Raw genomic sequence first — 23,677 nt, 5'->3', positions numbered from 1 at the left:
CAGACGAGGGGTGTTTTCGCATGTCAAATGCCTTCAATTCAACAGATCATGATGACCCGTCACCCGCGAACTCGGTTGTGGCCGCGACCGGCCCGGACGGCGAGGGCAGGACCCGTTCCCCGGGAAAGTGCTCACGTCCGGAGAGCCTGAGCCGTACCGCGTCCGCGAGCACCAGCGTGTCGGCCGGCCCGAGGGTCGTCTCCTCGCCCGGCACCAGCGCCCGGGTCCGACCGTGCCCGCCCGCGGGCCGCAGCACTGTCCCATTGGTGGAGCCGAGTTCGGTGACGACGAGGCGGGCGCCCTGCCCCCGGCCACCGTGGCCGGACAGCCGCAGCAGCAGATGGCTGCGGCTGACCCGCCGGGTGGCCTCGGTATGAGGCAGGCCGTCGGCGGCGAGGTTCACGCCGTGCGGCAACGAGCCCCGACCGATGAGCACGGACTCGTCCGAGGCCAGCGGAAAGCGCAGGATCTGCCCGTCCGTGCTCTCCTCCGACGCCACCACCACTCGGACCGGAGGCCGGAGCCCGACCGGTTCCAGCCGTGAGCCGCAGGTCGGGCAGAGCGCCGTACCGTCACGGCGGGCGATGTCCGGCCACAGCAGCAGGCGTTCGGGCCAGAGCATGGCATGCAGGCAAGAGGCAGCTGTGCAGCGCCAGTCCTGCTCAAGAACCTTGACGTGCGCCTTCTGCCGTACGTTGAGGCCACTGCCGCGAATGAGCTCCTTCTCCTCCTCCGCGCGCGACTTGCGCTGCTCGGGCACCTCTCGTACGCCGCTGTGCACGAACTCCAGGCCGTTCGGACCCTGCCGCCAGGCCAGGAAGCGCACGGCGGCGGAGGGGATCCAGGGGTGGGTGCGCCTGAGGTCGAGGAACTGGTCCCGGCTGATCACATGCAGCCCCGAGTCCCGGGCGAGAGTTAGCAGTTCGGGATCGGCGGTCGGCGCCAGACGGACCTCGTCGGCGCGCACCATGGCGTCCAGCCGCGGTCGTTCCTCGCGCGGGATCTGGTAGCGCAGCGAATTGTCCGCGATCAGCGTCAGCGGCGCCTGCGCCCCCCGGCGTCGCCGCCACGCTTCGCAGAGCACGTCGAGACGCCCCAGCCGGGGAGCGCGTTCACCGAGCGGGGCGATCTGTTCCGACCAGCAGACATTGGACACATCGACGACGGCGCCGGGCGCGTTCACGGGCATGGGACTCCTCGCCTACGGGCCGTGGCTCTGGCCGGGACACGGCAAACATTCGGCACCGGGGCCCGACGCGACGGTGCCTGTGGGCACGGTCGTAGTGCGAAACGCGGATGTTTTCACAACGAGCTTGCCAAATTGCTGAGTTGGGGAGTCTAGCCGAATGGTGGGCTCGGCCTGGGCGTCTTGGCCGGTCTCTGCAAGGCGCGGCCCAAGTCGCCGGTCATCATGCGGACGTGAGCACGTCATGCAATGTCTGAGCCGGCGTGGTCGCCGTAGCCCCGCGCAGCAATCACGGAAGCGCGCCCAGAACCGACTACGCTCAGTCACAAGCCACCGCCGGCCGTAGTGGGCGCTTGAAGGCGCCCCGTGCCACCTGGCCGGTTACGATGCAAGGAGGCCGATGACCTCAGCGCGCCGAGCAGGCCCCCGTGGGCGACCTGCCCAAGCCTCGTCAGGGAGGCATGCCAGATGGCACACGAACAGATCCCAGGTATCGATCCGACCGCGACTCCGAGCGGCGAAGGTTGCGTGGACTGCCTGGCGGGCGACGGACCGGGCTGGTGGTTGCATCTGCGGCGTTGTGCCGAGTGCGGGCACATCGGATGCTGCGACTCCTCCCCCTCGCAGCACGGTACGAGGCATGCACGCGAGGCGGCACATCCCTTCCTGACCAGCTTCGAGCCGGGGGAGAGCTGGTTCTGGAACGTCGAGACCGAGCAGTACTACGAAGGGCTCGAGCTGCCCCCGCCCACCTCGCATCCGACCTCCCAGCCGACCCCGGGCCCGCGGGGCAAGGTCCCCGCGGACTGGCAGCGGCACCTCCACTGACTCTGCGACTTCTTGATCAGCACCCCCGACGCTGCGACCGGCCGTGAGCTCACCAACGCGGTGGTACCTGAGGCCCTTTGTGCAGCCGCCGCGGTTCGGGCGGGGGCGGGGTATTGGCCCGCAACGGAAGCGCCAGCAACGCCCCGACCACGAAACCGGCCACATGGGCGAGATAGGCAACGGTGCCGACCTCCGCGACGCCGTAACCCGCCGAGTAGAACGCCTGCAGGACGAACCACAGTCCCAGCACCGCCCAGGCGGGGAGCCGCAGTGGGAAGAAGAACAGGAAGGCCACCAGGCCCCAGATCCGGGCCCGCGGGTAGAGGACCAGGTAGGCGCCCAGCACGCCGGCGATTGCGCCGGACGCCCCGATCAGGGGGTCGGCGGAATCGGGGTTGGCCAGCGCGAAGCCGTACCCGGCCACGTACCCGCAGAACAGGTAGAAGAGCAGGTACCGCACCCGGCCCAACCGGTCCTCGATGTTGTCGCCGAAGATCCACAAGAACAGCATGTTGCCCAGCAGGTGCACCCAGCTGCCGTGCAGGAACATCGAGGTCAGCACGGACAGCGGAGGCGCCTTGTCGTAACGGGGCGGTCCAAGCAGGCAACCCGGCCCCTGAGGACCCACCGCCGGGGTCCCGGTCGGGACCAGGTCCGGCACCCGGTTGTGGATCAGCTCCCGCGGGACGGCGCCCCAGTGCTCGAGGAAGGCCTGCAGATGGCACAGCTGCGCGAGGCTGCTGTCGCCCACGATCGAGGACACGGCCACGGGCGTGCGCAGGAACACCACCACGTTGGCCACGATCAGCGCGTAGGTGACCCAGGGGGTGCGCCGCACCGGATTCGAGTCATAGACGGGAATGACCACATTCGGAACCTGCCCCGATCGGCACGGAGAAAGCGGCCCGGCCGCTGCCATGTCAGCCGCCCGGGCGTATCAGCCTGCGGCTCGTCGCGCTGCCGAGCTGATGTTCAAGCCGGCATCAGGCGCGCGGGGACGACAGTCGCGGGTCCGTGATCCCGCCGGGACTGGACAGCCGGGCGATGTCCCAGCCCGCGCGTCCCGCTCCGGCCTGGTACGCGCTCTCGTAGAAGGCGAGCACGGCGGCACGAGGATCGCTCTCGGAGCGGGCCGCGGCATAGGGCAGCACGGCCAGGTGGCCGGCATTGCGCGCAACCCAGTGTGCCGACGCCGGCGTGAGTGGCTCCCTGGTCAGTTCCGCCGGCTCCGGGGCGGTGTAGGAGTAGAAAGCCGGCTCGCCCAATGTGTCGTCGCCGAACCAGAATCCGAAGCTGACGAGCTCTCGGGAGTAAGCCTCCCGGGTTACCGGGTCGACCTGTGGCGGTTGGTCGATGTGACGCTCGGAGAACCGGCTGTGGGCGATGTCCAAGGAATGCCAGAAGTGGTGTACCGGGCTGGCCTTACCCGAATAGCCGACTGCGAATTCCTCCAGTACCAACGCCACCTGGCTGAGGATCTGCCAGTAGCGGTTGGCCTGTACGGGATCGTAGGTCGCATGCTCGGTGTCCTCGGCGAACGGCCGGGCGGTATCGGGCAGGTCGTAGGGCCTGGGAACATGGATCTCCGCCCGTACGCCCAGTGAGGCCAGCGCGGCCAAGGTTTTGTCGTGGAAGGACGCCACGGATTGGCCCAGGAGCGGGAAGGACGTCGATCTGCCGTCCAGGGTGGCGAGCACCAGTTGATGGTCGACGAAGTCGAAGTCGATCGTGAAGACCGGATTACCGTCGATCTGCCCCATCGGACGTGTGGTGATACCGCGTCCGGTCAGGTGGAACGGAACGTTCCACCAGTGATTTCGCCGGGCACTTGAGGCGAGGCGGATTTTGCCGACGACTTGCGCGAAGCGGTGCAGCGTTTCCTTGGTGTCCCGCCACTCGGCGAGCGGCATCGGCGGGAACAGCTCCATCGCGTTCCCCCTTCTGTCGGGCGTTCCGGCCGGCCGGGCAATTCCATGATGACCTTGGCTCGCAGCTCCGGCACCTCGCCGGCCCCAGAGGGGCGCCGTCTGGCTCAGCGGAGCCGAGGCAGCATGGTGCTGTGACTACCGGAGGACAGGTCAGCCGTAACGATTGAAGAGTGCATGCAGATAGTCCTCCAAACGTTGGGTGAGTGTGGCGGTGGTCAAATCGGTGCGGCCAAGCTCCCGCCAGGGACCGGCGACCTTTTCGGCGTCCGGGGCGAAAGCGAGGGCGTCCAGCACCCGCCAGTAGAGATGCGCGGCTGGGGCGCTCGTCAGTTGGCCGCCCGCGGCGATGTACTGGTCGGCGAAGAGCATGCCCGTGCGGGGACCATGGAGAAGTGCGAGGGCGGTGGAGCAGTGAGCCACGTCCAGATCGGCCGGGCCCCATGAGGTCTCCACCCAGTCGACGACGCCGCTGACCTTCTGTTCGTCGTCCTGGCCGGTGAAGAGCACGTTGCCGGGGTGGAAGTCCCGGTGCAGGAAGCAACCGCGGTAGTCCGGGGGATCGCGGCGGATGACGTCCACCGCGCGGTGCCACAGGTCGGGGCGGTCCGTGGCCTCGGGCAGCTGCACACGGTCGGGCGAGGTCCATGCCTGGTAGGAGCGTGGCCGGTTCGGCGCGGCAAGGTCCACTTGGTGGATGCGTACCAGCTGCCGGGCCAAGAGTTCGGAGCGCTGCCCGGCCCCGTCTTCGTGCAGTCGCACCTCGCCGGGCAGCAGTGACATCAGCAAGGAGGGGTGATCGCAGTGCTCTGCGGTTGCGTCAACGGCCTGGACTTCGGCCGTCGGTATGTCCGTGGCACCGAGAACGGTCAGGACATCCGCCTCACGGGTGAGCAGTCCTTCCGCGTGCTTCAGGAAGAATGGCTTGGCGAAAGACCGCAGGACCAGATCGCGTCTGCCGCCCGGCCCGGTGATGTGCAACCGCCGCATTTCCGAGGTCCATCCGCCGCGCAGTCGCTCGACAGCCTCTATCCGCTCGCCTTCGGCCAAGCCTTTCTCCACCCACGCGCGTGTGGCCGCCCAGCCTTGATCGTCCCTGTCCGCTCCGGCAGGATCCGGCCCCGAGTCCCTAGTCATACGGGCAGCGTAGCGATTCGGTGATCACCAACGCTGACGGTCCCGGTCATCCCGCCGGACAGCCCTCAGCCGGTCAGTGTGACGGCAGGTGCCGGTCGAAGAACGACAGCACGTGATTGCGCACCGCGGGCACCGATGCGTCCGGACCGATCGTGCCGACCAGCTCGATCCGGTTGGCGGCGGTCATCAGCCCGGCGGCCTGCAACTGGGGCGCCATTGCGGCGTAGTCGGTGAACACCCAGTGCGCGGCGTTGTTGAGCTGCCGCCGGCGGGTGCATCCCTGCGGGTGGGCGAGCATGGCCGACCAGGAACGCTCCAACGCCTCCTTGTGGGGGAAACCATCGGTTCCCAGCAGGAGCAGCGGCCGGTCCACCCCGTACCGGGCGACCGGGAACAGCTTCCCTTCCTGGCCGGGCCCGTCCGGCGGGTAGTCCAGATAGCCTTCCAGGTTGATCGCCGCGGCGATACGGCGGTCCTCGTACATCGTCTCGGCCGCCGTGGTGCCGCCGGCCGAGTGACCGTAGATGCCCACTCGCCGCAGATCCAGCGCCCGACCGAGGTGCTCCGGCAATGCGCGTCCCTCCGCGTCCGGATTCCGCCCGGCTGCCAGGACTGCCAACTGGTCCAGCACAAACCGGGTGTCCGCGATCCGGGTGTCGATCGCGGTACGGAAGAGCTCCGGATCCGCCCGGGGGTCGCTCCTGAAAACGGTCTCGCGGAGAACCTCGTCCCTGTATGCCGTCGTGCCGGGAAACTCCACCTCGCCGGCGTCCCCCGGGTGATCGATGGTCACCACCACGTAGCCCTGGCCGGCGAGCTCTTCGGCGAGCCCGGTGCCCATGGTGCGCGGGTCGCCGCCGCCCGGGCTGTACAGCAGCACCGGTCGCCGCACGGCCTGCGCGGGCGCGCCCATGTGCGAATGGGCCCTGGTGGCTGCCCAGTTCACACCCGACGTCGGCAAGTGGTGCACGGGGACATCGATCTGCTTGAACAACTCCGCGGCGGCCTCGGTCATTTGTGGTGCGACCGGGTAGCCGCGGACGGTGCGGGTCGGATAGAAGACCGTGACCATCACTTCCCGAACGGGGATCGTGGGCTTCCACGGGTCGCGCCTGGAGCGATCCACCAGATAGAGGGTGGTGACCCCGATCCGGTGCGGGCCGGTCGGCCCCGGCAACCGCAGGGTGACGTCGTCCGCGGCCTGTGCCTGCGCGACCTGCCCGCCGCCCGCGACCAGCAACGCGGCGGCCAGTACGGCTGACTTGGTGACGGTCCGCCGGTCCACTCCGGCGACACCCTCACCGCTGGGAGCGACATCAAGTCCTCGCTCGAGCCCCCCGGTTCGGCCTACCCGCTCACCCTCGCCGAACGTCCTACGAATCATGACTCCCCTTATTCCGCTGTGACTTCAGTCCTTGCGCCTTTCGGCGGCCCCCTGAATGAATGACGGGGCGTGACTGAAATGCTGGCGCCCAGCGGGGAGTGCAGGCGAGGGTTTAGGCACTGCCCTAAACGATGGCGCAGTGCCACCAGGGGGAGTAGTGATCCGGATCCATTTCACGGCCGGCGACTTCGCGCGGGTCCGGTTCGCGTCCCGGCCGGCCCCGTTGCTGGAGCTGAACGTGGCTCTCATGAGGATGTGCCGCCCCGACGACGAGTTGCTCCTCGGTCGCTGGAGACGCCGGTTGCTGCATTCCTTGCCGGCCGCCGTCGAGCCGCTGGGGGACCTGGTTCCGGCGGGCGAAGCCCCGAAATTCATCGACGTGTTCAGCGACACTCTGAAGGAGGGACTGGACACCGTCCGTGCCTCACGCCCGGAACTGGTCCGCTCCGAAATCGAGCGTGTGTACGCCAAGCACCCCTCCCCGGCTCCACTGTGGATCCGCGATCTGCACCGGGGCGATGCCGATGCCTGGCAGCTCCTGCGCCGGGCACAGCATGCGGCCTTCGAGACAGTACTGCGCCCCGTGTGGCCCTTGGTGCAGGACCTGCACCAGACGGAGTTCACCCGCCATGCCCTGGCCGTGGCTGAGTACGGCATCGGCGCCGCACTCGCCGACCTTGTCCCTGGCACGCGGCTGCACGAGGGCGTCTGGGAGTTCGAAGGCCCCGAGGAACGGGACATCAAGCTGAACGGTCGCGGCGTGGTGCTCCAGCCCACCTTCCACTGGACCGGCCATCCCCTCATCGCCGACCTGCCCGACCGCCCCCTGTTCCTTACCTACCCGGCCGGCACGGGCCTGCCGCTCGCTCCGACCGGGGCGGGCGGCACAGACGCGCTGGCCGCGGTCCTCGGGCGAACCCGCGTCGACATACTGCTGCTGCTCGCGGACGAGCACACCACCAGCGAGCTCGCGCGACGGCTGCGCGTCAGCAACGCCACCGCCTCCACCCACACCGCCGCGCTGCGCGGCGCGGGCCTGATCACCACGGTCCGCGCTGGACGGGCGGTCCTGCACCGGCGCACTGCTCTGGGGAGCCTGCTGGTTCAGCGACGCAGTGGAAGGCGGAGCGTGAACGGCTGACTTCCGGCGGGCCTTGGGCAGCGAGCCGGCGCCCCGGGGGCCGGTCAGAGCGTGGTGATGAGCCCGCCGTCGATGACGAAGTCGGCACCGGTGACATTCCCCGTGCGGCTGCTCGCCAGCAGCACGACGAGGTCGGCGACCTCCTCGGGCCGGGTGAAGCGCCCGGTCACCGACTGGGCGGCCGCGCCTCGGGCGATCTCCTCCGGCCGACTGCCGGCGGCCTTCGCCACGGTGGCGGCGACACCGTCGTCGCCGAGCCAGAGCGCAGTGGCGACCGGCCCCGGACTGACAGTGTTGACCCGCACGCCCTGAGGGCCGACCTCCTTGGAGAGTGACTTGCAGAAGTTGGTCAGCGCAGCTTTGGCCGCGCTGTAGTCGATGACGGCCGGATCCGGCAGGAATGCGTTGACGGAGCTGACCGTCACGATCGAGCCCGCCCCGCGCTCGACCAGATGCGGCAGCGCCGCCCTGGTGGTGCGGACCGCCGCCAGGAAGTTGACCGTCAGCGCCCAGGTCCAGTCCTCGTCGGTGACGGAGCCGAAGCCGCCCAGGCGGGGCCGGACCGCGCCGACGTTGTTCACCAGGACGTCCAGGCCGCCGAACCGGGAGACGGCCTCCTCGACCAGGCGGGCGGGACCATCCGCGGTGCTGAGGTCCACCGCCACCGGTTGCACCTCGGCGTGCTCGGCGAGTTCCGCCACAGCGTCCGTGGTGCTGCGGGCGGCAGCGACCACCCTCGCCCCCTCGGCGGCCAGCGCCTGGGTCACGGCGAGGCCGATCCCCCTGCTCGCCCCCGTCACGACGGCCACCTTGCCCGACAGGTGAAGGTCCATCGGGGACTCCTTCGGAAGCGGGAGTGCGCAATCCCCACTGGCACGATCGCAGCAAAGGCAGGGCGCCGCATCTTAGGATCGGCGCATGTCCAAGCACGCTGACTCACCGCTGTCACTCTGGTCCCAGGACTCTGTGCTGTCGATCGGCTCGCAGGGCTCGGTGCTCTCCATCGGGTCGGTCGGATCCGTTCTGTCCGTCGGCTCGGTCGGCTCCGTCCTGTCGGTCGGCTCGATCGGCTCTGCCCTCTCGCTGATCTCGGCCGGCTCCTGGCTGAGCACCGGCTCGGTGCTGTCCGCCCAGTCGCGGTGGTCCGTACTGTCCTGGCGGTCCAGCCGGGGCTTCCTGGCCGCCGGGGTGGTCGCGGCGGTCGCCTGTGCGGCGCTGGCAGGCGGGCACCGGCGCCCGGCTGCCTAGGTCCGGGCTGATCCGACAGGGTTCCGCCCGGACCTCAAGCCGCTGACGGCTGACCTACGGGAGGTCGAGTCAGGAGAGGCATCGAAGGCGGGCGGTCACCGCCTTGACCGGGACGGGGACGGAGACGGGGCCAGCTTGGGGCCGGGCTTCGGGCCGTAGGCGGTCAGGAAGCGGTCGCGGAAGGTGTCCATCCGCCAGACCGGAGCATTCGGGCCGGGCTTCAGGCCCTCCTGCCAGCCCCAGCCGGAGATCCGGTTCAGCACGGCCGGGTCATGGGCGACGATCGCGATCGGTACGTCCCGGCTGGCGTTGTCGCCGGTGACGATCGGGGCGGGCTGGTGGTCGCCGAGGAAGACGAGCACGGTGTTGTCATTGCCGTACTTCGCCACGTAGGAGATGAGGCTGGTCACCGAGTATTCGATGGAACGCCGGTACTCGGTGCGGACTTGGTTGGGGTCCTTCCACACCTCCTTGGGGTCCTTGCCCTCCTTGCTGATGGCGTCGTAGACCGAGCCGTCACCGACCTTGTCCCAGCCGATCATCTTGGGGAGGGGTGCCCAGGGATTGTGGCTGGAGACGAGGATGATCTCGCTCATCAACGGCTTGGGGCCCGGCTTGCCGTGCTCCAGGCGTTCGAAGGTCAACAGGCTGTACTGGTCGGGTACGGGCGCCCAGCTGAACCTCGGGCCCTTGTAGCCGAGCTGCCGGGAGTCGTAGATGTTGTCCAGGCCGTAGAACTGCCCCTCCGGCCAGGCCCGGGTGACGCCCGGCATGATGCCGACCGTTCGCCAGGCGTTGGCACGCTTGAAGGCGCCGGTGAGGGTCAGACGGTCGCTCGAGGTGGCGGTGCGGTAGCGCTGCTGGTTCTTGATCCACAGGCCTGACATGAAGGTGGAGTGGGCCAGCCAGCTGCCGCCGCCGAAAGTCGGTGAGGTGAGGAAGGCGCTCCGGGAGGAGAACCCGGCCGCGCGCAGTCGGCTGGTCTCGTCCGCGAGCACCGCGCCGACCTGCGGCGCCATCCTCGGGTCCTGGACCGCACTGCGGCCGTAGCTCTCAATGAAGGCGAAGATGACGTCCTTGCCGCGCAGCCCGGTGAGCAACTGGTCGGGCGGGGTGTCACGGAAGGCGTCGGTGGCGATCTCCTTCGGGAAAGACTCCTTGTCCTGCAGGCTCGCACGGACCTGGTGCGCACGGTCCTGGACGAACTGGGCCGTGTTCCTGGAGGCGACCGGTGCGCCGGAGATCTGCACGCCGAGCGCCGCGAAGGTGATCCAGACGGTCCCGAGCACCAGGGTGGTACGGGTCGTTATGGTGCGGTGCCGGACTATGAGGTGGCTCAGTCGGACGACCGCCAGCGTCATGAGGACGAGCAGGGCGACGACGAGGGCCACGACCCCGATCACGGCACCGATCGCGCCGGCCTGGCCGACCGAGTCCCTGAGGAACGCCTCGGCGTCGTCGAACAGAATCCAGTCGAGGACCAGGTCGAACGGCCGGTCGAGAACCGAGTAGAAGCCAATGTCCAGGAAGTTCAGGATGGTCAGCAGGCCGAGGCCCACCCCGCCGAGCACCGCCGCCAACCGCCTCGGCTTCGGCGGCAGGACGAGCAGCACGGCGGCGCCGAGTATCCCCTCCACGGGGATGCGCGCGAAGGCGCCGGGCTTGAAGTGGGTGAGCTGGTTCGGCAGGAGGAGGGCGAAGAGCACGAGTACTGCAGCCAGAGCAGTGGTCAGCCGCGCCGCGGCCAACGCCGCGGCCGGGTGCTTGTCCCGCCAGCCGCCGCCTGGGGCTCTCTCGTCCGGGCCCTCACTGTCGGCGTCACCTGCGGTGGCTTCCTCGTGGACGGCCGTGCCGTCACTTGCGGCGGCGTCCTGATCCGCGGCGGTGTCACCCGGTATGCGATCCGGGGAGCCGTCCGAAGTCAGACAGTCCTCCGTGGGTGCCTTGTCCTTGTCCGGCAGCTGACGCGAGCGCGTGAAAAGCACAACCCGAAGGTCCTTCCGTGCGAAGCCCGTTGGTGACACGGCGGACCAGGCTCGGGAGGCCGGGGCCGCCCTCATCTGTACGGCCTGCCGGCGGCTTCCGTTCAATCACCTGGGTCGCCCGCGCGGGAAGCGTACGCCCGTGCGGGTTACCTGGTTGGTGCGGGGTCGGACCGGTGGGCGGGGCACTCGCTTCGGCGGTGCGAGGGCTCACCGTCAAAGATCGGTGGCCCGTTCATGGCGGGGTTCGTACATGCCGATCTCTCCGCCGCCCGGCAGCCGGATTCTGGTCAGCAGTCCCCAGCCCGCATCGGTGATCGGCTGCGTGAACTCCACCCCTCGCGCGGTCAACTCCTCAAGGGTTGCCTCTACGTTGTCGCACATCAGGTAGAACTCGTGCGACTCCGGGCCGTCCGTGGGGTGCATGGCGATCTCGGCCGGCGGGAGTTTGAAGATGAGCCAGCCTCCACCCGCGTCCACGTGCGGGTACCTCAGCACGTCCCGGAAGAAGGCTCGGTCGGCTTCCGCGTCGCGGCTGTAGATGATGACGTGGCCACCATTGATCATGCGGCGAGCATAGGTGCTGCCCACCCGGGCACCGCGTCACTAGGGAGACACGGCGGTGCCGAGGGAGTCGGCGCCCATCGGCTTCGGGGCGCCCGTCTGGTAGAAGACGTCGACCTCAGCGATCGTGAATCCCGCGTTCTTCACCATGTCGACGATCGGCCGGGTGAGGTGGCACCCGCCGAAGATGCGTTTCTCCATCGGTTCGAGGCGTCGTTGCCAGCGGCGTACGTTTTCGTCCTCTTCCGGGGCCAGGCCGTGCTCGATGAAATGCAGGGTCCCGCCGGGCTTGAGGACGCGCCTTACCTCGCGCAGGGCGGTATCGACGTCGGGGATGGTGCAGAGCGTCCAGGTGGACAGGGCGGCGTCGAAACTGTCGTCCGCGAACGGCAGCGCCTGGCCGTCCAGACCGGCGCGCTCCACGGGGATGCTGGTCGCCCTGATGCGTTCTGCGGCCAGGTTCCATCCGACATCGGACGGTTCGACCGCGGCGACGCGGGTGACGGCGGCCGGATAGAAGGGAACGTTGTGTCCCGTGCCGAAGCCGATCTCGACGACGTCGCCCTTCAGGCCCGCGCAGACTCGGCTTCGTAGCGGTTGGGCTGTCTTGACGCCGCAGGCGACATTGATGATCCGCGGCAACATTCGCTCGGCATAGAACCCCATCGCGGCCTCCGTGTCTCCTCTGCAGCATGACACCGGCGCGGCCCGGCCGCACGGTCCCCGCCGGTGGCGCCCGGTCCTCACGCCGCCAGGGGCCGGTCCTTCGCGGTGACGGGAGCCGGGAGCACGGTGGACCCGGTCAGATAGCGGTCCGTCGACGACGCGGCGGCCCGTCCCTCCGCGATGGCCCACACCACAAGGGACTGTCCGCGTCCCGCGTCGCCCGCGACGAACACCCCGTCCGTCCTGCTGCGGCCTGCCTGCCCGGCCTGCTCGACCGGTTCGGCCGCGAAGGCCTCGTCCCGCGCGAAGTTTCCCCGGTCGTCCAGCCTGAGCCCGAGCTGCTTCATCAGACCGGTGCCCCGTTCGGGACCGGAGAACCCGAGGGCGAGCAGGACCAGCTCCGCCGGTATCACCCGCTCGGTGTCCGGCCGCGGCTTTCTGGCCTGGGGTTCCACTTCCGTCAGGTGCAGCGCGCGCACATGTCCGGCCGGGCCACCTTCGAAGCGGAGGGTGGCGGACGAGAAGACCCTCGGATCCGTGCCCTCCCGCCCACGGGCCTCTTCATGGGCATGGGAGATCCGGTAGACCTTCGGATAAATGGGCCAGGGTTCGGTGTCCGGCCGGGCGTCGCCCGGCTCCGGGTTGATGTCCAGCTGCACCACGGAGACCGCGCCCTGGCGCAGGGCGGTGCCCAGACAGTCCGAGCCGGTGTCCCCGCCACCGACGATCACCACGTGCTTGCCCTCGGCGGTGACGGGGGACGAGTCGTAGTCGCCCTCCCTGACCCGGTTGGCGAGGGTCAGGTAGTCCATGGCCTGATGGATGCCGTACAGCTCGCGGCCGGGGACGGGGAGCTCCCGCTGCTCCATTGCTCCGACGGCGACGACGATCGCGTCGTGCCGCCTTCTGAGCTCGGTGGCGTCGAGATCGCCGCCGACGTCCACACCCGTGCGGAACTTGGTGCCTTCCGCCCGCATCTGCTCGATGCGGCGGTCCAGCTGCCGCTTCTCCATCTTGAACGCGGGGATGCCGTACCGCAGCAGCCCGCCGATGCGGTCCGCACGCTCGTACACCGCGACCGTGTGGCCCGCCCGGGTCAGCTGCTGGGCCGCCGCCAGTCCCGCGGGTCCGGAGCCGACGACAGCGACGGTCTTCCCGCTGAGCCGCTCCGGCGGCTGCGGTGGCGCGTACCCGCGCTCCCAGATCTGGTCGGCGATGGCCTGCTCGACGTTCTTGATCGTCACTGCATCGGCGTTGATCGTCAGTACGCAGGCGTCCTCGCACGGCGCCGGGCACAGCCGCCCGGTGAACTCGGGGAAGTTGTTCGTCGCGTGCAGCCGCTCGGCCGCGGCCTGCCAGTCGCCCCGCGCCGCGTACGCGTTCCACTCGGGTATGAGATTCCCCAGCGGGCAGCCGTGGTGGCAGAACGGAATGCCGCAGTCCATGCAGCGCCCCGCCTGTTCGGAGACGAGAGGAAGCAGCGCCTGCCCCGAGTAGACCTCGTTCCAGTCGCTCAGCCGTTCCTCGACGGGGCGCGCCGGAACGGGCCGACGGGGGATCTTGAGGAAGCCGAAGGGGTCGGTCATGCGCCGCGCCTCCATCGCTCATTCGCGGTGCAATACGGCGTTCTGGCCAGCCTACGCCTGCTTTGTTCCGCTTTCATCGGCCGATGGGCCCGGGCCCGGCAGTCTGCGTTGCCCGGCGCGGCCGAACATCAGGCGAGCCAGCTGTAAGGCAGGCGGAGGATCGCAGCGACACGTGCGGCAACGACAGGGGCGTGTGGCGGAACGCCTCCGTCGGCAAGGCCGCGGCTCAGGTGGAGATGGAGGGACTGAAGCGTGGCGAAGGTGTTGCAGGCCCACGGTGGTACGGGGCCCGGGCCTCCACCGTCGAGGGCGTCCGCGACCACGCTCAGCCAGTCGGTGGCCTGCTCGGCCGTGAGGTCCGCAGTGAGCAGGATGAGGCTGAGTGCGCGGGCAAGGCGCGCGTCCTCCAGGTGCGCATAGCGGTAGTCCGCGTGCGCGGCTGTCATCCGGTGCGCGCACAGTTCCAGCAGTTCGGTGCGGCGGGCAGGCAGGGCCTGGGCGAACGCCGCAGCCGCGTCGGCGCCGTGGGCGACAGCGTGCAGCCAACCGAGGGAGTCGTCCCAGCCGCGGGTGTCGCGCTCGGACGGGTACCAGGCAGAGAAGCCGGCGTACCAGCGCTCCGCGGCCGCCTCCGCCACGGTGCCGGGTACGGCGTGTCCGCGCGTCAGAACGCACCGGAGAACGAGCGGAGCGAAGGTTCGGGCCTGAATTTCAGGATGGGTGAAACGGTCCGCGGCAGTGTCACCGAGGTCTGCCAAGACCTCATCGAGGTGCCCTTCCCGAATCCAGCGCGCGGCGGCGGTGTAGGCGTGCTCGTCACGGACCTCGGGGTCGGGAGACACCAGCATTGCCGACAGTTCGTCGCGGATCCGGAAAGCCGATACGGCGTCGGGGAAGGGAAAGCCCTCGGCGGCGATCGATGGCCAGTGGACAAGATCCGTACTCACCGCAGCAGCTTTCCACGCGCCGCGGAGACCGGCAAGGAAAGCTGGAGACGAACTCTCGCAGTAGCCAGGCCAGTTGCCGGGCCGAAGTCAAGGCCGACCGGGCAGGCCTCCGCGATCACCGGTCGTGACTGCGGCTTCGGGTACGCCGGTCATTTGGGCTCTCGTTGAAGAGCTGTTCGAGGACGAGGGCCACACCGTCATCCTCGTTGGAGGCGGTGTGCCGCGGCACTGCGGAGAGGACCGTCGGGTGGGCGTTGGCCATGGCATAGCCCGTACCCGCCCACTGCAGGATGGTCAGATCGTTCGGCATGTCACCGAAGGCGACGACTTCCGAGGAGTCGATTCCGCGCGCCGCGCACAGGGCGGAGAGAGTGCCCGCCTTGCTGACGCCCGGCGCGCTGATCTCCAGCAGACCCTGGCCGCCCGAGTGGGTGAACTGCGCCACGCCGCCGGCCGAGGCTTCCGCGAGGGCCAGCAGATAGTCCGCGTCGAGCTGCGCCGACCAGGCAAGCAGCTTGGTGATGGGGACATCGGTCAGCCACAGGTCCAGCAGGGACGCCACCGCCACCTCGGTGTCGGCGCCTCCGGGAAAGCGCAGCCCGAACCCCGGCTCGTACAGGACCTGGTGGCCGGTCTCCACAGCGAAGCCGAGGCCCGGGGTCGCATCCGACAGCGCGGTGGCCACCTGGCGGGCGGCGGGTACCGGCAGGGAGCGTGTCTCGATGACGGTCCGCGATGCGATGTCGTAGACAAGGGCACCGTTGCTGCACACCGCGGTCCCGACAATGTCGGTTGCGGCGGCGAGCATGTCGACGAACCGGGGTGGGCGGGCGGTGACGAGGACGACTTCAGCGCCGGCGTCGACTGCGCCGTGCAGGGCACGCAAGGTGCGTTCCGAGAGTATGCCGCCGCGGCGCAAGAGCGTGCCGTCGAGATCGGTGGCGATCAGTCGAGGATGGTTCATCGCCCGATGCTACCGATGCTGTGGGCGTCCCTGTCCACATACTTTGCGGCTGCCGCCGGCAACGGCCGCCCGGCCTCCGGCGACGACTTACCCGCGGAAACACCTTTCCCTGCGGAACCGGCTGCTCCACTATGGGCACTTGTTTTCTGCTGGTAAAACCGGCGTGTTTCTGTCTGGACAGACGGGACGGTCGCGCCGTAGTGAGGAGTCAAAAGGGTGCCAGAGCTCCACCAGGCCGGTCCGGAGTCCGCGGACGAGACAACGGTCTACACCGCCCTGTCGGACGCGGAGCTCACCGAACGCATCCGCGCCGGTGCCCCGCGCGCCTATCCCGCCGTCCAGGAGCTCAAGCGACGCCATCTGCCCGCTGTCCTCACCTACGCCCGGCTCTGCGGACGCAATCAGGTCGCCGGGAACCAGCTGGCCGTCCAGACCTTCGATCTCGCTGCCCAGGAGGCGTGCCGGGGCATCGAGCCCCGGGGGAACTGGCGTCACCATTTGCTGATGCTTGTTCAGCGGGTGGGCCTCACCTGGGCCGACAGCAGCCGTATGGACCGGCTCGAACGCGATTTCGCCGCTTGGATCGACGACACCGCCGATGTCAGCGCGCCGGGGCTGCCGGAGCCCCGGCGTCTTCGGTTCGAGCAGTGGTCCGCCATGCTCACCGGCTTCTACCAGCTGCCGGAGCTGACGCGGGGCGTCCTCTGGTACGCGCTGGTTGAGGAGGAGCCGGACGCCACGGTCGCCGGCTTCCTCGGCGTCGAACCGAACTTCGTTCCCGAGCTGCGGGAAAAGGCGCAGCACGCCATGCGACAGGCCTATGTCCGGGCGTATCTGGAGCGTTGCGGGGACAGGAAGTGTCTGGGATTCCGCCGCCTCATCGAGGTGTCGGCGCGGCCGGGGGACGGGCGCCGCAGCGAGGATCTGACGCTCCATCTGGCGGAATGCCCCAGCTGCACCCGGCTGGTCGCGGAGCTGAAGCGGATGGCGGACAACCCGCGGGCCGTGTTTGCCGAGGGCCTGCTCGGGTGGGGCGGCGCGGCCTACGTGGCCCGCGGCCCCGTGCGTGGCCTTCTCGACGCCGTACCGGCCCGGCCCGACCGGTCGAAGCCGACGGCGGGCATGCCGGCGTTCACTGCATCCGCGAAGTCGCCGCAGAGCGACGGGATTGCGCGAAGGAGCACAAGGCGGCTTGCCATGCCCGTCGTCCTCGTCGCTGTGGCGGTCGCGCTCGCGGGCGTCGTCGTCGCCTGCACTCTGCTGGCGGCCGCCTCCGAGGACTCCGGCCCGACCCGTGACCGGGCGGAGGAGCCCCCGCTCCGGGCAGCCTGGCCCACCTTGGCCGCGCCCACTCCTGCGCCTGCCCCGTCGGCGAGCCCCACGCGGGAGCCGTCCAAGAAGCCCTCGCCTTCGCCGAGCGCCACCACTTCGGCCCCCGCGCCCAAACCGCCCGCTCCCTCGAAGAGCGTTCCGCCCCGGCCGGCGCCGATCGTCCCGGGGGGCGGCTTCACTCAGGTCGTCAACGCGGATTCCGGACTGTGCCTGGACATCGTGGACGGCGTGATGGCGAACCGTACCGACGTCTTCACCACCCGCTGCAGCGGTGCCCGTACCCAGCAGTGGAGTCTGGACTCCATCGGCCTCCTGCGCAGCAACGCGGATCCCGACTACTGCCTGGACTCGCGCGGTGACACCGACCGCGGCGTCGGCATCTGGTCCTGCGCCTCGGTCAACGGCCAGAACGGCGTCAATCTGCTCTTCGTCGTCGATGGATCAGGAACCATACGCCCACAGATCGCGCCGGACTTCGCCCTTGAACCCCTGGGAAGTTCGCAGGGCAGTCCGCTCGACTTCGACCCCGCCGACGGAGACAGCGACCAGCGCTGGACCGCCGGGGTCTAGCCGAAGGACTGGCGGCTACGGAGGCATCCCAGGCTGCAAGGGCACCGGCCGGTCCGGCAGTTCCGGGTCCAGGAGGCACGCCTTCCCGTCAGCACAGCACCTTGAGTGCCCCCGGCTGCACCCTTGCCGTTACCGGCAGCGTCGCCTCGATCTCGCCGTCCGCGCCGTAGGGGATGTCGCGATCGGCCTCGATGTGAATCTCCTTGCCCCGCAGGATCTCCACCTCAGGGCGCTGCACGTGCGCCCCTGTTTTGAGCTCATTCATGATCGTGAAAAACAGCCGCTTTGGTGCATGCCGGATCACGACCACGTCCAGCAGCCCGTCGTCGAGCCGTGCGTCGGGGGCGATCTGGCGGCCGAACCCGTAGAAGCGGGAGTTGGCGGCCACGACCGTGTAACCGCGCCGTTCGTGCAGCACGCCGTCCACGGTGATGCGGTAGGAGACAGGTCGCCAGGTCAGCACGGCGCGCATGCCGCCCGCGTAGTACGAGGCGGCTCCCTTCAGCAGCCGGGCGGTGTTGGCGTACTGGTTGGCCACCGCGTCGACTCCCGCGTACACACTGCCCAGCACGCATGTTCCGGGGTGCACCGCTGATTCGACCTGGATGGTGTCGATCGCCCGCGGCGAGGCGTTGAGCAGCAGTTCGGCCAGGGCGGGTGCGTCGGACGGAAGTCCGAGCGCGCGGGCAAAGTCATTGCCCCGGCCGGCCGGGACGATGCTGAACACAGTGTCGGTGCCACTCAGCGACCCGCCGACACAGCCGGCAATCCCGTCGCCGCCCACAGCGAGCACCACGTGCCCACGCTCGCCGGCCTGCTGTGCCAACTCCCGTGCGTGCTCCAGGCTGCGGCTGTACTGGGTGTCGAGCTGCGCCCCGGCCTCCCGCACAAGGCGGGCCAGCGGGAGCAGGGCCGCCGTACCGCTGGAACCGCCTGCGGTGGGGTTGACGATGGCGGTGAAATGTCGCATGAATGCGCCTCCGGTCGGCACGGGGCAAGTCAGCGGACGGGGATGAGGACGCCGGGGTTGAGGACTCCGGCCGGGTCGATCTCGTTCTTGACGGCCTGCAGGATGTTGACTCCGACAGGGCCGATCTCCCGCGTGTACCAGTCGCGGTGGTCGGTACCGACTCCGTGATGGTGGCTGATGGTGCCGCCGGCGAGAAGGATCGCGTCGTTGGCGGCCCGCTTCACGGGGGCCCAGTGGGCGATCGGATCGTCCCCCTGCGCCGAGACCACGGTGAAGTACAGGGACGCGCCGTTCTCGTACACATGGGAGATGTGGCACATGACCAGGGGCGGGGTGCCTGCGTCGGTCAGCGTTGTGGTGAGCGCCTGGCGCACCGCGTCGTACAGAGCCGGCAGGCCGGACCAGAACGTCGCCGTCTCCAGGGTCTCGGCGAAGGCGCCGGCGTCCAGCAGTGCGTCGCGCAGATACGGGGCGTTGTAGCGGCCGTGGGCCCACCGGTCGCCCGGTTCCTCACCGAGGAGTTCACCGCCGCAGGCGAGCAGTACCTTCCGGGCCCGGGCACGCGTGTCCGCAGTGTCCTCAGCGGTGCCCTCGTAGCCGGCGATTGCCATGCAGCCGGCCGCCTGCGGGGCGTCGGATCCGCCGATGGCGTCCGGCTGCGCGAGGCCGATGAAGGTCTCCGTTTCGTCCGACAGCCGTAGCACGGTCGGCAGCGGGCCGTCCTGGGCGAGCTTGCGCAGTGCCAGCGCGCCCGCCTCGAAGGACGAGAAGCGCCAGCCCTCGTAAATCCTGGTCTGCGGCACGGGCCGGATCCGTACGGTCACCGATGTGATGACACCCAGTGCACCCTCGGAGCCGAGGATCAGCTGGCGCAGATCCGGTCCTGCCGCCGATCGGGGCGCGCGCCCCAGTTCCAGGGTGCCCTCGGGGGTGGCCACGGTGAGGCCGAGCACCATGTCGTCGAACCGGCCGTATCCGGCCGAGGCCTGTCCGCTGGACCGCGCCGCGGCGAACCCGCCGATCGAGGCCCACTCGTACGACTGCGGGAAGTGGCCCAGAGTGAAGCCCTGCTCGTTGAGGAGCGCCTCGCACTCGGGTGCGCGCAGCCCGGGCTGCAGAACAGCGGTGCGGGAGACCTCGTCGAGCGCGAGCAGACTGTCCAGTCGGCGCAGGTCCAGCGCGATGAAGCAGCGCTGCGCCTCGGGGGCCAGTCCGCCGACGACGGAGGTCCCGCCTCCGAACGGCACGGCGGACACGCCGTGTTCGGCACAGACTCGCAGCAGGGCGAGTACCTCGTCGTGGCTGCCCGGCAGTGCGACGGCCGCCGGAATGTCGTCGACCTCGCCGGCCCGGATGCGCAGCAGGTCGGGGGTGGACTTGCCCCGGGTGTGCCGGATGCGTGTCTCCGCATCGGTGCGCAGATGCGTGGCGTCCCCCAGACAGTCGACGAGCGCCTGACGGGTCTTGTCGGTGAGGGGGGATTCGGGGGCGGGGATGCTGCCGATGTGCGTGGGTCCGCTCTGCCTGGGCGTGACGCCGAGCAGGTCGCGCAGCAGGCCGACCACCGTGTCGGGCAGCGGGGCCGCCTTGGCTGGGTCTCCCCAGCCGCTCCACAACATGTCCACTTGGATCCTCACCCTCGGTTTTGCGGGTCGCCGTGCCGTACGGCCTGCACTGCGATTACACTGTGACAGATGACGCCCATTCGTCACAACCGTTCGGACGGAGATGCCGTTCTCGACGCGGCACGCGACTGTGTCCTGGCTGTCGGCGTACGCCGCACCACCCTGACCGACGTGGCCCGGCGCGCCGGAGTGTCCCGTATGACGCTCTACCGCCGCTGGCCGGACGTACGGACCCTGGTCGGCGACGTGATGACCCGGGAGTGGATCGCACTCGCCGTGGGCACGATGACCGGCCCGGAGCCAGACGTCCCCACCCGGACCCGGCTCATCGACGGAATGGTTGCCGGAGTCGCCGCCTTTCGCGCCCATCCGCTCTTCCGCAAGATCATCGACGTGGACCCCGAGCTGCTGCTGCCCTACGTGCTCGACCACCGGGGCACCAGCCAGGACGCACTGCTGGGGCTCATCACCGGTGCCCTGCGGGAGGGCCACACCGACGGGTCCGTCCGCCGCATGAACCCCGACCTTCAGGCCCGTTCGCTGCTGCTCGTCGCCCAGTCCTTCACGCTCTCGCTGCGCACGATGACCGACGAAACCGACCCTGAACTCACCGAAGCGGCCTTCCTCGAAGAGCTGCGGACCCTCCTGGAGAGGACCCTTACGCCATGAGCCGCTCGAGTGGCCGTGCTTCTGCCCCCTCCTCGCTCAGCGCGGCACGCCGACGCCGCGAACTCGCCGAACTCGCCGACGGCGCCCACGTCGACGTCCTTGTCGTCGGCCTCGGCGCGACGGGCGCCGGAGCCGCACTCGACGCCGCCTCACGCGGGCTGACCGTCGCCGCCATCGACGCCCATGACCTGGCCTTCGGGACCTCACGGTGGAGCTCGAAGCTCATCCACGGCGGACTGCGCTACCTCGCCACAGGCCAGCTCGACGTTGCCCACGAAAGCGCCGTGGAACGCGGCGTCCTGATGGAACGCACCGCCCCCCACCTGGTACGCGCCCAGCCCTTCGTCCTGCCGCTCACCCCCATGGTCTCCCGCGGCCAGGCGGCGCTTGCCTGGGCCGGTTTCAAGGCCGGCGACCTGCTGCGTGCCTCCGCCCACACCTCACGGGCCACGCTGCCCGCTCCCCGTACCCTCTCCGCGGTGGAGACGCGGCACATGGTCCCCGCGCTGCGGCCGACAGGCCTGCGCGGGGGACTGCTGTCCTGGGACGGCCAACTCGCCGACGACGCACGTCTGGTGACCGCGATAGCCCGCACAGCGGCCGCGCACGGCGCCCGCATCCTCACCCGCACCCGCGCGCTCTCGCTCACCGGCTCCGGCGCCAGGGCCCGCGACGAACTCACCGGAGAGGAACTTCAGATCCGTGCCCGCACGGTCATCAACGCCACCGGGGTCTGGGCAGGCAGCCTCGTCGACGACGTACGGCTGCGTCCCTCCCGCGGCACGCATCTGGTCCTTCGCTCCGAGGAGATCGGCGGCCTCGCCGCCGGGATGCACATCCCGATCCCCGGGGAGTCCAACCGGTTCGTACTCGTCCTGCCGCAGGGCGACGGCCGGGTGTACGTGGGGCTGACCGACGAGCCGATCGAGGGCGCCGTCCCGGACGTACCGGAGGTGCCCGAGACGGACATCGGCTTTCTTCTCGACGTGCTGGGTTCTGCCCTCGACGTGTCCGTCAGCCGCGATTCGGTGGTGGGAGCATTCGCCGGGCTGCGTCCGCTCCTGGACACCACGACGTCGGGCACCGCGACGCCGGGCACCGGCCGCACCGCCGACATCTCCCGCAAGCACGCCGTTGTGACGTCAACCCAGGGTGTGGTCACGGTCGTCGGCGGCAAGCTCACCACCTACCGGCGGATGGCCCAGGACGCAGTGGATGCCGCCGTCACCGGGAGCGGTCTGACCGCCGACCGGTGCCGCACGACCTCGATCCCCCTTGTCGGCGCCGCCCGGCCCGGCACGCTCGCGACGCTTGCCGCGCCCCGACGCCTGGTCCGCCGCTATGGATCCGAAGCCCCGGCCGTCCACGCACTCGGCCTCGCCGACCCGTCTCTGGCTCTGCCCGTGGTTCCCGGACACCCCGTCACCGGAGCCGAACTGCTGTGGGCGGTGCGCCACGAGGGAGCCCTGGACGAGTCCGACATTCTCGACCGGCGCACCCGTATCGGCCTCGTCCCGCACGACCGCGAAGCGGCGTGCGAAGCCGCGCGCGACGCACTGGCCCGCTGAGCCCGGGCCGTCTCCGGCCGCGTTGTTGCGGCGGAACGGCTCGGACGATGGCCTCGGCAGGGGTGGGGCGAGCAGCCCCTGTCTGGTACGTCTTTTGTGCGTCCGGTTTCGTGCGTCGGACCGCCTGAAACCGTAGTGAAACCGCGGTGAAGGTGACCGCGCACAAGCTCTGCGGCATGACTTCGAACCAACGCCTCACCCCGACCCAACCGGCCATTGCGGCCACCGGGCTGCGCAAGTCGTACGGCGACAAGGTCGATGGAAACGCTCCGACAGGGCGAGAAACCGCGCCCCCGACCGCGTACGGCCGGGGTCGAGGTCAACCGCGCCGAGCGCGAGCAGTAGCGCACCACACACCGGAAAGTTCACCAGGGCCGACAGGCCGTCGCGGCGCGTCAGCAGCGCCCCGAGCCTGTCCTCCACCACGCCGTCGATTTCCTCGACCAGGTCGAGCCGGCCGTGCCACGCATGGGCGGTCATGGCCACAGCCTGGACCTCCAGGATCCAGGGTTCCAGCTCCATTCGACGACGGCGTGCAGGGTGCGGTGGCGCTGCGGTGCCTCCCGCGCCCCGCCCCGCAGCAGAGCGAACCGGTCCTCGAGCCTGCGGGCGATCTCGCCGACCGACATGACCCGCACCCGCGCCGCCGCCAGCTCCGCGGCGAGGGGTTCTCTGGTTGGTCGTCCGGCCAGAGCTCCGCCACCAGCAAGCGCTGCTGCACCCTGTGCGCAGCTCGCCCGCCAGGACGGCGAGCAGGCCGCGCAGCCGGGGCGCGGTGATCTCCTGGGCGCGGTAGGAGACCCGCGAGAGCAGCGTCAACTCGGTGGTCATCACAGAAGGTTTGCCTTGCGATAAAGTGCCCAGGCTCGCCAGGCCCGATGAATTGCGCAAAGGGATGCTCGATGGACCCCATGAAGGACCCTCGGATCAAGAGTTGGGCGAAAGCTACGCGTGCTGACCTCGATTACCTGGACTTCCTCTCCGCGCACGCAGGGCTGACCGAATGGATCGCCCTGTCTCGCGTGTTCCTGCCGCAGTTCGTCGAGGTGGAGGGGTGTGTGTTGTGGGATCGTTCGTACGATCCCGAAAATTTTCGTACGTGGCGCAGCGCATTGAACGGGGATGTCGCCTCGATCGAAGCCACCCTGAACCAATTCAGGCTGTGGCAGTACATCGCGATCGAGGAAGACGCCGAATCCGAGGCCAACGCTTTTGCGCTGGCCCAGGAGATCGCGACCTCGTGGCGACTGACTCTCGGGCGGGCATTTCCGCACCGGAGCTTTGATGTACAGGCGACCGATACGGTGGACGGCCCCGTCGTGTCCTTCACGAGTCTCCCGTAGGACTCGCCCCTTTCCTGCGCGCGTTGCCCTGCCTGATCGACC

The 23,677-nt window shown here is 69.6% G+C and carries 22 protein-coding genes; 7 read left to right on the top strand and 15 right to left on the bottom strand.

Translation table 11 applies throughout. The features are described 5' to 3' along the window. Window positions 1-46: 46 nt before the first annotated feature. Complete coding sequence (locus tag OG729_RS02765; protein WP_405804038.1) at window positions 47-1,189, bottom strand: hypothetical protein; 1,143 nt, start codon at window positions 1,187-1,189, stop codon at window positions 47-49. A gap of 465 nt (window positions 1,190-1,654) precedes the next feature. On the opposite strand from OG729_RS02765, the gene OG729_RS02760 reads away from it, so the two are divergent. After that, window positions 1,655-2,014 carry a UBP-type zinc finger domain-containing protein gene (locus tag OG729_RS02760; protein WP_360864723.1) on the top strand — a complete coding sequence of 120 codons (360 nt, stop codon included), beginning with the start codon at window positions 1,655-1,657 and terminating at the stop codon, window positions 2,012-2,014. Window positions 2,015-2,063: 49 nt separating this feature from the next. Here the strand turns inward: OG729_RS02760 and OG729_RS02755 are convergent, their stop codons facing one another. From OG729_RS02755 to OG729_RS02740, 4 genes are all read right to left on the bottom strand, one after another. Next, complete coding sequence (locus OG729_RS02755) at window positions 2,064-2,882, bottom strand: rhomboid family intramembrane serine protease (protein ID WP_405804036.1); 819 nt, start codon at window positions 2,880-2,882, stop codon at window positions 2,064-2,066. A gap of 115 nt (window positions 2,883-2,997) precedes the next feature. Then, entirely contained in the window at window positions 2,998-3,942 is a 945-nt protein-coding gene (locus OG729_RS02750; RefSeq protein ID WP_405804034.1) for a DUF5996 family protein, read from the bottom strand. Window positions 3,943-4,092: 150 nt separating this feature from the next. Then, the gene (locus OG729_RS02745) at window positions 4,093-5,076 is read right to left on the bottom strand and encodes a phosphotransferase family protein (RefSeq protein WP_405804033.1); all 984 of its coding nucleotides are present in this window, start codon (window positions 5,074-5,076) and stop codon (window positions 4,093-4,095) included. Between the two features lie 73 nt (window positions 5,077-5,149). Next, the gene (locus OG729_RS02740) at window positions 5,150-6,361 is read right to left on the bottom strand and encodes an alpha/beta hydrolase family protein (protein ID WP_405804032.1); all 1,212 of its coding nucleotides are present in this window, start codon (window positions 6,359-6,361) and stop codon (window positions 5,150-5,152) included. A gap of 256 nt (window positions 6,362-6,617) precedes the next feature. Here OG729_RS02740 and OG729_RS02735 point away from each other — a divergent pair, with 256 nt between their 5' ends. Next, the gene (locus OG729_RS02735; RefSeq protein ID WP_405804030.1) at window positions 6,618-7,601 is read left to right on the top strand and encodes an ArsR/SmtB family transcription factor; all 984 of its coding nucleotides are present in this window, start codon (window positions 6,618-6,620) and stop codon (window positions 7,599-7,601) included. A 44-nt stretch (window positions 7,602-7,645) separates the two neighbouring features. On the opposite strand, the gene OG729_RS02730 is transcribed toward OG729_RS02735, so the two are convergent. Further along, a complete protein-coding gene (locus tag OG729_RS02730; protein ID WP_405804029.1) occupies window positions 7,646-8,434 on the bottom strand; it encodes an oxidoreductase in 789 nt (262 codons plus the stop codon). Between the two features lie 85 nt (window positions 8,435-8,519). Here OG729_RS02730 and OG729_RS02725 point away from each other — a divergent pair, with 85 nt between their 5' ends. Then, a complete protein-coding gene (locus OG729_RS02725) occupies window positions 8,520-8,849 on the top strand; it encodes a hypothetical protein (RefSeq protein ID WP_405804027.1) in 330 nt (109 codons plus the stop codon). 95 nt (window positions 8,850-8,944) lie between these two features. Here the strand turns inward: OG729_RS02725 and OG729_RS02720 are convergent, their stop codons facing one another. The 6 genes from OG729_RS02720 to OG729_RS02695 all read right to left on the bottom strand — a co-directional run bounded on the left by OG729_RS02720 (window position 8,945) and on the right by OG729_RS02695 (window position 15,558). Beyond that, window positions 8,945-10,834, bottom strand: a complete 1,890-nt coding sequence (locus OG729_RS02720; protein ID WP_405804026.1) for a sulfatase — start codon at window positions 10,832-10,834, stop codon at window positions 8,945-8,947. A gap of 213 nt (window positions 10,835-11,047) precedes the next feature. Then, a complete protein-coding gene (locus OG729_RS02715) occupies window positions 11,048-11,398 on the bottom strand; it encodes a VOC family protein (protein WP_360864697.1) in 351 nt (116 codons plus the stop codon). 39 nt (window positions 11,399-11,437) lie between these two features. After that, window positions 11,438-12,061, bottom strand: a complete 624-nt coding sequence (locus OG729_RS02710) for a class I SAM-dependent methyltransferase (protein ID WP_405804024.1) — start codon at window positions 12,059-12,061, stop codon at window positions 11,438-11,440. Window positions 12,062-12,138: 77 nt separating this feature from the next. Beyond that, window positions 12,139-13,647 carry a glutamate synthase subunit beta gene (locus OG729_RS02705; RefSeq protein WP_405804023.1) on the bottom strand — a complete coding sequence of 503 codons (1,509 nt, stop codon included), beginning with the start codon at window positions 13,645-13,647 and terminating at the stop codon, window positions 12,139-12,141. A 128-nt stretch (window positions 13,648-13,775) separates the two neighbouring features. Beyond that, the gene (locus OG729_RS02700) at window positions 13,776-14,594 is read right to left on the bottom strand and encodes a DUF2785 domain-containing protein (RefSeq protein WP_405804021.1); all 819 of its coding nucleotides are present in this window, start codon (window positions 14,592-14,594) and stop codon (window positions 13,776-13,778) included. A 115-nt stretch (window positions 14,595-14,709) separates the two neighbouring features. After that, a complete protein-coding gene (locus OG729_RS02695) occupies window positions 14,710-15,558 on the bottom strand; it encodes an HAD hydrolase family protein (protein WP_405804019.1) in 849 nt (282 codons plus the stop codon). 216 nt (window positions 15,559-15,774) lie between these two features. On the opposite strand from OG729_RS02695, the gene OG729_RS02690 reads away from it, so the two are divergent. After that, a complete protein-coding gene (locus tag OG729_RS02690; protein ID WP_405804018.1) occupies window positions 15,775-17,460 on the top strand; it encodes a ricin-type beta-trefoil lectin domain protein in 1,686 nt (561 codons plus the stop codon). Window positions 17,461-17,548: 88 nt separating this feature from the next. On the opposite strand, the gene OG729_RS02685 is transcribed toward OG729_RS02690, so the two are convergent. Both OG729_RS02685 and OG729_RS02680 read right to left on the bottom strand, forming a co-directional pair. Continuing rightward, window positions 17,549-18,430, bottom strand: a complete 882-nt coding sequence (locus OG729_RS02685; RefSeq protein WP_360864679.1) for a YegS/Rv2252/BmrU family lipid kinase — start codon at window positions 18,428-18,430, stop codon at window positions 17,549-17,551. Window positions 18,431-18,459: 29 nt separating this feature from the next. After that, complete coding sequence (locus OG729_RS02680) at window positions 18,460-20,055, bottom strand: FAD-binding oxidoreductase (protein WP_405804017.1); 1,596 nt, start codon at window positions 20,053-20,055, stop codon at window positions 18,460-18,462. A 69-nt stretch (window positions 20,056-20,124) separates the two neighbouring features. Between OG729_RS02680 and OG729_RS02675 the strand changes: the two genes are divergently transcribed. Together OG729_RS02675 and OG729_RS02670 are read left to right on the top strand one after the other, a co-directional pair. Beyond that, on the top strand, window positions 20,125-20,724 hold the full coding sequence (locus OG729_RS02675) for a TetR/AcrR family transcriptional regulator (RefSeq protein ID WP_360864673.1): 600 nt from the start codon (window positions 20,125-20,127) through the stop codon (window positions 20,722-20,724). Further along, window positions 20,721-22,292 (top strand): glycerol-3-phosphate dehydrogenase/oxidase, encoded by a 1,572-nt coding sequence (locus OG729_RS02670; protein WP_405804016.1) that lies wholly within the window; start codon window positions 20,721-20,723, stop codon window positions 22,290-22,292. The genes OG729_RS02675 and OG729_RS02670 overlap by 4 nt, the downstream gene beginning before the upstream one ends. A 195-nt stretch (window positions 22,293-22,487) precedes the next feature. On the opposite strand, the gene OG729_RS02665 is transcribed toward OG729_RS02670, so the two are convergent. Then, window positions 22,488-22,814 (bottom strand): hypothetical protein, encoded by a 327-nt coding sequence (locus OG729_RS02665; RefSeq protein ID WP_405804014.1) that lies wholly within the window; start codon window positions 22,812-22,814, stop codon window positions 22,488-22,490. Between the two features lie 380 nt (window positions 22,815-23,194). On the opposite strand from OG729_RS02665, the gene OG729_RS02660 reads away from it, so the two are divergent. Further along, complete coding sequence (locus OG729_RS02660) at window positions 23,195-23,635, top strand: hypothetical protein (RefSeq protein ID WP_360864664.1); 441 nt, start codon at window positions 23,195-23,197, stop codon at window positions 23,633-23,635. The last annotated feature ends 42 nt before the right edge of the window (window positions 23,636-23,677 follow it).

This window comes from Streptomyces sp. NBC_00210 (assembly GCF_045160975.1).
Lineage (GTDB): Bacteria > Actinomycetota > Actinomycetes > Streptomycetales > Streptomycetaceae > Streptomyces.
The sequence above is the reverse complement of the archived record's forward strand: the minus strand, read 5'-3'. Positions and strand labels throughout refer to the sequence as shown.